This is a genomic window from Paracoccus maritimus (assembly GCF_025195095.1).
In the GTDB taxonomy this organism is placed as follows: Bacteria; Pseudomonadota; Alphaproteobacteria; order Rhodobacterales; family Rhodobacteraceae; genus Paracoccus; species Paracoccus maritimus.
In genome coordinates, this window is the sequence record NZ_JANAVZ010000019.1 from 21497 (window position 1) to 30624 (window position 9128).

Below are 9128 nucleotides of genomic sequence, written 5' to 3' on the forward strand. Positions count from 1 at the left end.
TCGGACTGCGGATCAGGTGCAGGATGTCGGCCGCCAGCCGATCGCACACGATTTCAGCTGTGCTGCGGCTGGCCTGCACGCACGTTGGCATCAATGGATCATTCATTCGTTCCCTCCACGCCCTCCTGCGGTGCGGGACCGAAGCGGTTGTCATGCGGGTCGCCCTTTCGCGCCAGCAGCACGACAAGCCAGATCGTCGCGACAAGCGACACCGCCGGAAACCCCAGCATGATGGTGTAGATCCAGCCCGCGGAGTTGGTGACGGTGGGGATCTCCGCCATGGGCTGCGCGGTCAGGCCGCGAATGGCGAAGGCTCCGACAAGGAAGATCAGCGACGCGATGCCCGGCAACAGCAGCCACCAGCCGCGCCGGTTCACGTCATGCAACCGCCGCCATCCGGCAGATGTCATCGGCAGGATGGCGACGACGGCAAGAAACACGCCAAGGGGATGTCGACCGTCGAAGAGCATGTAATCAAGCGCCCCCGTGACCCAGGTCGCGATCACCAACGCAAGGACGAAGAACCAGTATTCCGCGCGCGTGGCCCGTCCGCCGAAGCGGAGGAACTTGCGCAGGCAGGTGCGAAGGGCCTGACCGAACGTCATTGCGGCACCACCGGCAGATCGGTTCGCGTCAGCGTTCCGTCCTGCCACAGATCGCGCAGAACCGGGCGGCCGTCCTGATAGTAGGTGGTGTAGCCGTCGCGGACACCGTCGCGCCAGGCCTGCACCTCGTCCACCGCGCCATCGGGCGCGAAGAGATAATGCAGCCTCTCTTCCTCGCCCATGGCGTAGTGGATGACCTCGGCCGGATGGCCCTCCGCGCCGGTGATGGTCCAGCGGCCGTCGCGTTCGTCCTCGACATAGCTGCCGGAATAGAGATGTTCGAGGTTCCCGGAAATCTCCTGCCACGGGCCGGTCTTCTGGCCCATGTCGTATTGTCCCTGTTCGAGTATCTCGCCAACGGGGCCAAAGGATTCATACGGCCCGTCCAGCGTGCCGGCGGCATAGGTCACGCGCATCCGCACCGTTCCGTCCATGCCAAGGGTGCGTTGTTCGCCGTCCAGCCGCCCCTTGTCGTCATAGTGTTCCAGTTCCACGAATGGCGTCGTCTCTTCGCGACGCCATTCGCCGACACGCTTGCCGTGGTCGTACATGCCTCGGTCCAGAACCCTGCCCTTCCATGTCCGGGTGAACAGCCCGTCGGGCTTGTTGTCGACATAGGTGACGCGGGTCACGTCGCCCTGGATCGGGTCCGTGCCGATGTAGCGGCCCTGCATCTGCCCGTCGATCACCTCGGACCGGTCGATCAGCTCGTCCCCAAGGTGGCGGGTGGTCAGGCGATAGCCCTCGGCCCGGATGTCGGTTTCGGTGAAGTTCCCCGCGTATTCCGTCAGCTTCTCGCCCCGGCCATGGCCGTCGATCTGCACGGGTTCGCGCAGCGAGATCAACGTGTCGTCCCTCCAGCGCCGTTCCCGCACGAAGACGCCGGCGTCGGTATGTTCGGTTTCGCGCGTCAGCACGCCGTCGCGCGACCAGCGGCGTGACAGACCCAGCTCGCGCCCGTTGTCGAAATGCCGAATGGAACGGCGTTCTCCGGAAGGCCAGAACTCGATATGCGACCCGACGGGTTTGCCCATGACATAGGCACCCTGCATGGTCAGGTTGCCGTCGCGGTCATAGTTGCGGAAGTCCCCGTCGCGCTCTCCGTCCGTCCAGTGAACTTCTGCGGCAAGCTGGCCGTTTTCGTGGAACTTCCGCTCGACCCCATCGATGCGGCCCGCGACATAGAATTGCTCCTCCTCCAGCTGCCCAGAGGGGTAATAGAGCCGCCAGGGGCCATCCAGTTCGCCTCCGCTGCGCGTGATTTCCCGCGCAAGCGTTCCGTCGTCGTAGAAGTCCTTCTGCACGCCATCTGCGATCTGGGCGAAGGCGGGCGTCGCGAGACAGAGAAGCAGGGCCGTGGTGCGGATCATTGCGGCGCCTCCTCCGGCACAGGAAGGTCGGGGAAGGTGACCGTGAAGCTGCGGGTGAAGGGATCGGGGCGGCTGACGGCGCGCAGGATGCGGGCGGGCTTGCCCGCGACCCGCAGCGTTCCATCCGGGAAGATCGCCCAGTTAATCCTGTCGGACAGCGCCAGGCCCCGCCCGTTAGGCGTGACCAGCGCCAGTGCGTCGCCATGGGCGTCCACGAAGCGCACACGATCCATCAGCTGCGCGTAGGTCAGCTCGGGCCGGATATCCAGCGCCTCTGGGTCGATCTGCCACGGGCGGTCGGGATCAGGCTGCACCTCGGCTTCCTCCCATGTCACGGTGGCATCGCAGGTCAGGGTCACGTCCTGCGTGCCGCGTTCGTAGAAATGCGTGCGGATGCCATCGGGCGTCTGCATCTGCAACAGGCGGGTGCCGCCATAGCCATCGGTGTTCGGGGTGGCCTCGGCAAAGACCGCGTCCGTTTGCGGCAGCGCGAAATCGGCAGAGCAGTGTGCGGCCTGAAGGGAGCTCATGCGGAAGTGCAGCGCGGCGACATCCAGCCCCTCGGGGCGGACATCTTCCAGGCGCGGCGGCGGGTCGCCCTTGAACAGCAACACCTTGTCAGGGGCCCGGTCAGGGTCCGTGCGTCGTCCGTTATCAGTCTCGAACGTCATCTCGCGCGTGGCGGCAGAAGTGTCGGCATGGTGGTTCACCCGGACGGACAGCGTGGGCGCGGCAGCGTCCGTCTGGATCGCTACCCGGATACCGCTGTAATCGGGAGAGGCGATGCGCCGGGCAAGGCTTTCGGCCGGCGTCAGCCAGTCCGGCCCGCGATCGGCGGCGTAGATCATGCTGCCTGCATCCGTCTCTGCGTCCACGGCCCACATGAAGCCGTCCGCCTGATGCCCGGACAGGACCAGATCGAAGCCCTCCTCGGTGGGAGAGAGCCGCGCGGTGGCACCGTTCTTCCTCACCTCGGCATGGCCGGTGTCATCGGGCGTCAGCATCATCGTGAAGGGCGTCGCCGGATACCAGGCCACCTGCGCCCGGATCCCGGTCGCCGTCAGCACATCCGGCAGGATCTGCTTCTGCTCGGTCGGGATCAGGGTGGTGGAGGTGAAGGACGGATCGCCATCTTCCTCGTGATAGTTCGGCAGGGTGATCGACGGCAGAGCCAACATCGGAGTATCCATCGGCCGGTCGCCCCGAAACACCTGCGGGTCGCTCACCACCAGTCGACCGGTATTGGCCATGATCTCGTGCAGGTGGGTGAAGTCCAGCGACAGAAGGTCGTCTTCCATGCGCACACGGCCCCGCTCGTGCGGGAAGATGTCGGCCTCGGTCGGAAGCGGCTCCGTCGCGGGGAAGCTGTCGGGCATGGTCTGCCAGTCAGGGGTTTCGAAGGTGTAATCGGCATGGAGGGGGAAGGGATAGTCCTGCGGCGCCATTGCCATGGTGCTGCGCAGGGTCGTGCCGTCCTCGCTCGTCTGGTCGGTCGTCATGACCACGCGACGCAGCCAGCCCTGGTCCCGCTCCAGCACGGCAAGGCCTGCCATCCGGAAGGACGGATCATCGCCCGAATACCGCAGGAAGACGCTGTCGTCCGTGACATGGGTCACCGTCACCGTCACGTCCGGCACGCCCGAGAAATCCCCGATGGTCTTGCTCCAGCCCTCCTGTGCCTCAAGCTGGGCGGGGGGCAGGACGGCACCGAACTGCTGGCTGAGCCCCGTCATCACTTCTTGCGGAACATCTGCGGTCCCGTGGGGCGTGACGTCTGTGATGACCCCTGCGTTCAGGTTGGCATCGAAGCCCTCCGCCATGGTCTGCCGGATGTTGTCGGGCAGAGGCCCCTGGGTGCCGTAGGTTTCGCCCGCGACCGACGTCTGGAACCACAGCGGCAGGATGTGCAGCGTCTCTTCATCGACGACTTCAATGCGGGTCAGCGACGAGATGCGCTGAGTGGCATAGCTGTATTCGGGTGGTTCACCCTCGCGCCCGGGGCGAACAGACATCTCCATCCGCCATGTGCGACCCGCGCCCGGCTGTGGATCGAAGGTCACCGTTTCCGCGCTCGCGGCACCGGCGATGATTGCAAGGATCGGGGCAAGCCCGTGTGTTCGATATGTCATTCGTCCCCCTGTGGCTCGACGCGACGCTAACAGACAGGTTTCGGATGTGAACCCAGGCCCTTGGTTGTGCTCGGATTATTGCCGGGCATAGGATGGCGGCATGCCGTTTCAGTTCCGTATCCTCTCCGCCTTTCTCCTCGTTCTCCTGTCCGCGGCACCGCTTCAAGCCGATGAACGGATCCGCAGCTTCATCAGCGAAATCACGATAGACGACGCCGGCGCGCTGCAGGTGACCGAGACGCTGGACGTGCAGGTCGAGGGGCATCGCATCCGCCACGGCATCTTCCGGGACCTGCCCCTGACGAAGGACGGCATCCGCTGGGGCGGGTTCGATCTGGTCGAGGCCGCGATGGATGGCGCACCGGTGGACACCCGCATCCAGCGCCGGGACGGAATGATCCGCATCTACCTAGGGGATGAGGATACGGTTCTAAGCCCGGGCGAGCACCGCTTCCGACTGCGCTACGACGTGGCGCGGCAGGTCCGGTTCCTTGCCGATCATGACGAGCTTTACTGGAACGTCACCGGCAATGCCTGGGCCTTCCGTATCGACATGGCCGCCGCCCGGATCCGCCTTCCCGACGGGGCCGTGGCCACGGATGTCGAAACCTTTACCGGCCCCCTGAGATCGCGGGAACAGGACGCCTTCGAGCAGATTGAGGACGGCGGAGGCACCGTCTATGTCATGGCCGACGGCGCGCTGGACTGGCACGAGGGCCTGACCACAGCCATCGCCTTTCCCACCGGCATTGTGTCCCGCCCCTCGACCATGGATCGCGTCCTTTTCACGTTCCGCGACCGCCCGGCAGACATGATCGCGCTGTTCGGCACCCTGCTGTTAGGGGCCGCGCTGTGGCTGATCTGGCGACGCAAGGGCAAGGACGCACCGCTGGGTCGCATTCGCGTCCGCAGCACCCCGCCCGAGGGGATCTCGCCTGCGCTGGCCCAGTACATCCGTGCGAACGGCGGGGTGACCAACACTGCGATGGTGGCGGCGACGGTTGACCTCGGCGTAAAGGGTTACGTTGTCATCTCGCAGCGCGGCACCACCTGGTCTGTTGCCCGGACAGCGAAGGCCCATGACGGCACCCTGCCTGTGGGCGAGGCCGCGATCCTGACGTACCTGGACGGTATGGATGGGCCGCTCGTCATCTCGCCCGACAATCGCAAGGCGGTCCTTGCCCTGCTGGAGGTGTTCACCGCGGCGATGCGGAAGGAACATGGCGAAACCTTCCACATCTCGCACGCCAACTGGATCTTGCTGGCCGGTGTTGGCGGCTATGGGCTGGCGTTCGCCATCATGTGGCAGGCGCTGGCCGGGCAGACGTGGCTTCTGCACGTCATGCCGGCGCTTCCGCTTGCCATTCCGCTCATGACCGCGCTGGTCGGCGGCACCCTGCGGGACGTCGCGCTGATGGTGGGCATCGCTTTGGGCATCTCCTGTCTCATGTGGCTGATTTTCGGTGCGTTGGCAGGGGCGCTTGGCCTGCTGTCGGGGGCGGGCCTGATCGCCTTGCCGGTGATCTTCGCTGTCTTCGCCGCGCGCATCGGCCTGTCCACTGCCACCGGACGAGCCCACAAGATTGAGATCGAGGGCTTTCGCCGCTACCTTTCCGCAGCCCGCCTCAAGGGCCGCTCCCGCCGCAACACCGGCCGGCGGTTCGAGGCCTTCCTGCCCTATGCCATCGCCCTTGGCGTGGAACAGGAATTCGCCAGCGCCTACGAAGACGCCCTCACGCGCGCCACGTCCCGGGCGCGTGGGCCGATCCATGTCTTCATGCCCGCCTGGTATCATGGCACGCCGATCGAGGGCGGATCCCTTGGCGGCGGAATCGCGGCCGCGTGCCAGGGGATGACCTCGGGCATCAACGCCTGCACCACGTCGGGCTCCGGCGCATCCGGCTTTTCCGGCGGTGGCTTCTCCGGTGGCGGAGGAGGGGGCGGTGGCGGCGGGGGCTGGTAGCCCGGAGGTCGCCCTCGTCTTGCGGCGTCAAGCCGGGCGACGAAACCCGGACGCCACGGCTTCCAGGGCAAGCACCCCGCCCGATCAAGTCACTTCGGTGCTCAGGTCTGAATATCGACCTTGAGGGGCGTGCCCAAGATGCGAGGGTCTCACGCGCCAGGTCCGCTTGCCACCTATGCACCCGACATCTACTGCCCGCGCAGTACAACATCGAACGTCCGTGTTGTTTGCATGCTCGACCTTCATCTACCCGGTTGTTTCGTCGCACGATCTCACGAAGGGCCGGATCGGGGAAATCACGCGGCAGGGATTAGCTGTAGCGCGAGAGCGATGTCCGGCTACCCTCCGTGATCTCGAAACTGACAGGTCGCCGGGTCTTGCTTCGGATGATGAAGGCGCGCTCTCTGCGCCTGGCCCGAAGCGTCGACGTCGGCAACCTTCAGTCGCACCTTCGGAGCTTGCTGTCGACAGCCCGGTTGAAGCGGGCAAAGTCCGCACTGCCGGCCTTCATCCGCCGAAAATGCTGCGCGATGGACGAACGCCCGGTCTGGTGAATCTGCACCGTAGCGATCGGCGAGGGCCTGTCCGTCCGCAATGGGCCGGACGGCGGCCGGCGCCGGGTAGGGCGCCGAACGACGGCTTCGGGCCGCGAGCGACGACGCGCGAGGTTCGACCAAGCGCTTGGGCCTGCGGCGCAGCGAAGGCTGGGAACGAGCCCATTTTGGCTAATGCCGCACGTCCGAGGAAGGTCTGCTTCAAGACATCAGGCTAAGTTGCCGAGCCGACTTCGCTTTGATCTTATCGGGGCATGCTGAACATAGCGATTCTGTCAGCCGCGGTCCTTGTCGGCGCCCTGTTGATTTGGCCCCGCCTCTCCAACGCGCCGGTTTGGAGAGCGACGATTACGCCTCTGGCCTCAATCATCGGGAGCGGGTTTCTTGTTCTAGGGCCGATCCTTGATGTCAGCTACGGCGGATATGCGCCGCTGGTCATGCTTGGCTTGTGTGCGATCGCTTATTCGTTCGGAGCCGCTATCAGGTTCAACATTGGGGACATCGATGCACGCCCTGCGCCGTCTCGTCTGCTCTTAGGGCTTGAACGGGCGTCTTCCGTTGTTCTGGCCTTCGCTTTCATCGTTTCCGTGGCCTATTATCTCAATCTCTTCGGCGCGTTTGGCGTGAGCCTGACAACGCTGGACGACGCATACCACGCCAACTTGCTGACCACCGCCGTTTTCCTGCTGATCCTTTTCATGGGGATGACGCGCGGGTTTAGCGCGCTCGAACGTATGGAACAGGTCTCGGTCGGACTGAAGCTATCCATCATCGCGGGGCTGTTGCTTGGGCTCGCAGTGCATTTTGGGCAGGTCACGGGCCAAGGCGCACTAAAGTTCGATCCGCCGCAGGTCACCGGGTGGGCGGGAGTGACACTAATGGCCGGTCTGATCGTGACGGTTCAGGGTTTCGAGACTTCACGGTATCTTAGGCAAGCCTATGACGCGCCCTTGCGGATCAAGTCCATGCGGCTCGCTCAGTGGATATCCACCGCAATTTACTGCCTCTATATCGGATTGCTGACCTACGCTTTTGATGCCGATCCACTGTCTTTGGACGAAACGGCAATCATTGAATTGATGCAGGTTGTTGCCCCGATCCTGCCTCTGCTTTTGGTCGTTGCAGCCCTTAGCGCCCAATTCAGCGCCGCAATCGCGGACACAAACGGCTCGGGCGGCTTGATAGCCGAGACGACCAGAGGCGTCGTTACGGAAAAGTCGGCCTATGTGCTGTTGGTTGGCATCGGGATTCTGCTGACGTGGATGGCCAACATCTTCGAAATCATCAGCTATGCTTCGCGAGCCTTTGCCCTCTATTACGCCCTTCAATCGGGCATAGCCGCGATCCGGGCATCGCAACGCCTGCATTCATGGCAAACAGTGGGCTTCGCAATCCTGGCGCTTCTTGGTGCCGCAGTCGCTGTGTTCGGAACGCCCGTCGAATGAAAAGCAGACATCCTTTGTCTTTGCGTTGACGGCAGCAAAGTCCCGCCCTGCCGACCTTCATCCTCCGATAATGCTGCGCGATGAACGAATGGCCGGTCTGGTGAAGCTGCACCGCGGCGATCGGCAAGGGACTGAACGGCAGGTCAGGGCCGAGAGTGCGGGTCAGAAGCTGCCGCGCACTGGCCCCGGCACTAGGGCAGGCAGATCGACGTGAAGAGCCCTTACCGGACGGTCGCTGAAGCTGCGTTAAGCGTCGCGGCCAAGGTATCCTTCAGCATTCCATCAAGAAATTCATCCAGGCTTTAAGCAACTTCCAGATCCTCCACGCCTGGACCACGGGCTATAATCTTTATCTGTCCTGCGCCTGTCGTATCGAGCATGAACGTCACCCCCATGCCGTCATAGGACAAGACCACATACGCCTCTCCCGGCAATTGATCTGCGGCTTTGGTTGCAGCGACGACATCTAGGAAAAACGGCGGTTCATCAGTCTCATGAGGCGTGATCCCGCTCAACTCGAACCCTTCTGCTACCATAGCGCCGTAACGAGAAAGAAAGGATCGATACTCGCCGGGAAAGGTGACGCCAAGCTCGCTCTCAGCCGCTTCGATCAGCGAATTGGAAACCGGACCAGCAATGTACGCTGACCTCGCACCTTTGGCATATTCGTTGAAACAGTCCTTCTCCACCACCACGGCGTTCTCAGCCAATTTCTTCAGAGTGCTCATCACTGCATACCTTCCGGCGATACCAACTGTGTCCGCTTTGTCCCGCAGAGCAGACTATGACCCGACGATTTCGCTGCGCCAAGCACGAACGTCCGGTCTGGGGGTGCTGCAAGGCGGCGCCAGACCGGGACTGTCCGGCAGCTTTGGGCCGCGAGCGAGCTACGCTGCTGTCTGCCAGGTGACCGACCCACTGCGACGCCGCATGACCGCTTCGAGCCGAGGCTGTGTGGAAACTCGGCCTTATGGTAGACTTAGACATGGTGGTGGGAGATCGGCATGTCGGGTTTCATCGAAGGCACTGTGCGGGAACAGACGGCTCTTTTTCCAGATCGCC

Annotated in this window: 6 protein-coding genes; 2 read left to right on the plus strand and 4 right to left on the minus strand. The window is 63.7% G+C overall.

Annotation, left to right across the window (positions count from 1 at the left end):
* Positions 1 to 98: 98 nt before the first annotated feature.
* Genes MU516_RS18250 through MU516_RS18260 form a run of 3 tightly spaced genes read right to left on the minus strand, consistent with a single transcriptional unit; the run spans position 99 to position 4104 of the window.
* The gene (locus MU516_RS18250) at positions 99 to 605 is read right to left on the minus strand and encodes a DUF805 domain-containing protein (RefSeq protein ID WP_260278657.1); all 507 of its coding nucleotides are present in this window, start codon (positions 603 to 605) and stop codon (positions 99 to 101) included.
* Positions 602 to 1975 carry a toxin-antitoxin system YwqK family antitoxin gene (locus MU516_RS18255; protein ID WP_260278658.1) on the minus strand — a complete coding sequence of 458 codons (1374 nt, stop codon included), beginning with the start codon at positions 1973 to 1975 and terminating at the stop codon, positions 602 to 604. The genes MU516_RS18250 and MU516_RS18255 overlap by 4 nt, the downstream gene beginning before the upstream one ends.
* Positions 1972 to 4104 carry a hypothetical protein gene (locus MU516_RS18260; protein ID WP_260278659.1) on the minus strand — a complete coding sequence of 711 codons (2133 nt, stop codon included), beginning with the start codon at positions 4102 to 4104 and terminating at the stop codon, positions 1972 to 1974. The genes MU516_RS18255 and MU516_RS18260 overlap by 4 nt, the downstream gene beginning before the upstream one ends.
* A 100-nt stretch (positions 4105 to 4204) precedes the next feature.
* Here MU516_RS18260 and MU516_RS18265 point away from each other — a divergent pair, with 100 nt between their 5' ends.
* The gene (locus MU516_RS18265; RefSeq protein WP_260278660.1) at positions 4205 to 6067 is read left to right on the plus strand and encodes a DUF2207 domain-containing protein; all 1863 of its coding nucleotides are present in this window, start codon (positions 4205 to 4207) and stop codon (positions 6065 to 6067) included.
* A gap of 808 nt (positions 6068 to 6875) precedes the next feature.
* Positions 6876 to 8066 carry a hypothetical protein gene (locus MU516_RS18270; RefSeq protein ID WP_260278661.1) on the plus strand — a complete coding sequence of 397 codons (1191 nt, stop codon included), beginning with the start codon at positions 6876 to 6878 and terminating at the stop codon, positions 8064 to 8066.
* Between the two features lie 302 nt (positions 8067 to 8368).
* On the opposite strand, the gene MU516_RS18275 is transcribed toward MU516_RS18270, so the two are convergent.
* A complete protein-coding gene (locus MU516_RS18275) occupies positions 8369 to 8794 on the minus strand; it encodes an SMI1/KNR4 family protein (RefSeq protein WP_260278662.1) in 426 nt (141 codons plus the stop codon).
* Positions 8795 to 9128: the final 334 nt, after the last annotated feature.

Coding starts and splice junctions, on each gene's coding strand:
- MU516_RS18250 (WP_260278657.1), bottom strand. CDS start 605: ATGACGTTCGGTCAGGCCCTTCGCACCTGCCTGCGCAAGTTCCTCCGC.
- MU516_RS18255 (WP_260278658.1), bottom strand. CDS start 1,975: ATGATCCGCACCACGGCCCTGCTTCTCTGTCTCGCGACGCCCGCCTTC.
- MU516_RS18260 (WP_260278659.1), bottom strand. CDS start 4,104: ATGACATATCGAACACACGGGCTTGCCCCGATCCTTGCAATCATCGCC.
- MU516_RS18265 (WP_260278660.1), top strand. CDS start 4,205: ATGCCGTTTCAGTTCCGTATCCTCTCCGCCTTTCTCCTCGTTCTCCTG.
- MU516_RS18270 (WP_260278661.1), top strand. CDS start 6,876: ATGCTGAACATAGCGATTCTGTCAGCCGCGGTCCTTGTCGGCGCCCTG.
- MU516_RS18275 (WP_260278662.1), bottom strand. CDS start 8,794: ATGAGCACTCTGAAGAAATTGGCTGAGAACGCCGTGGTGGTGGAGAAG.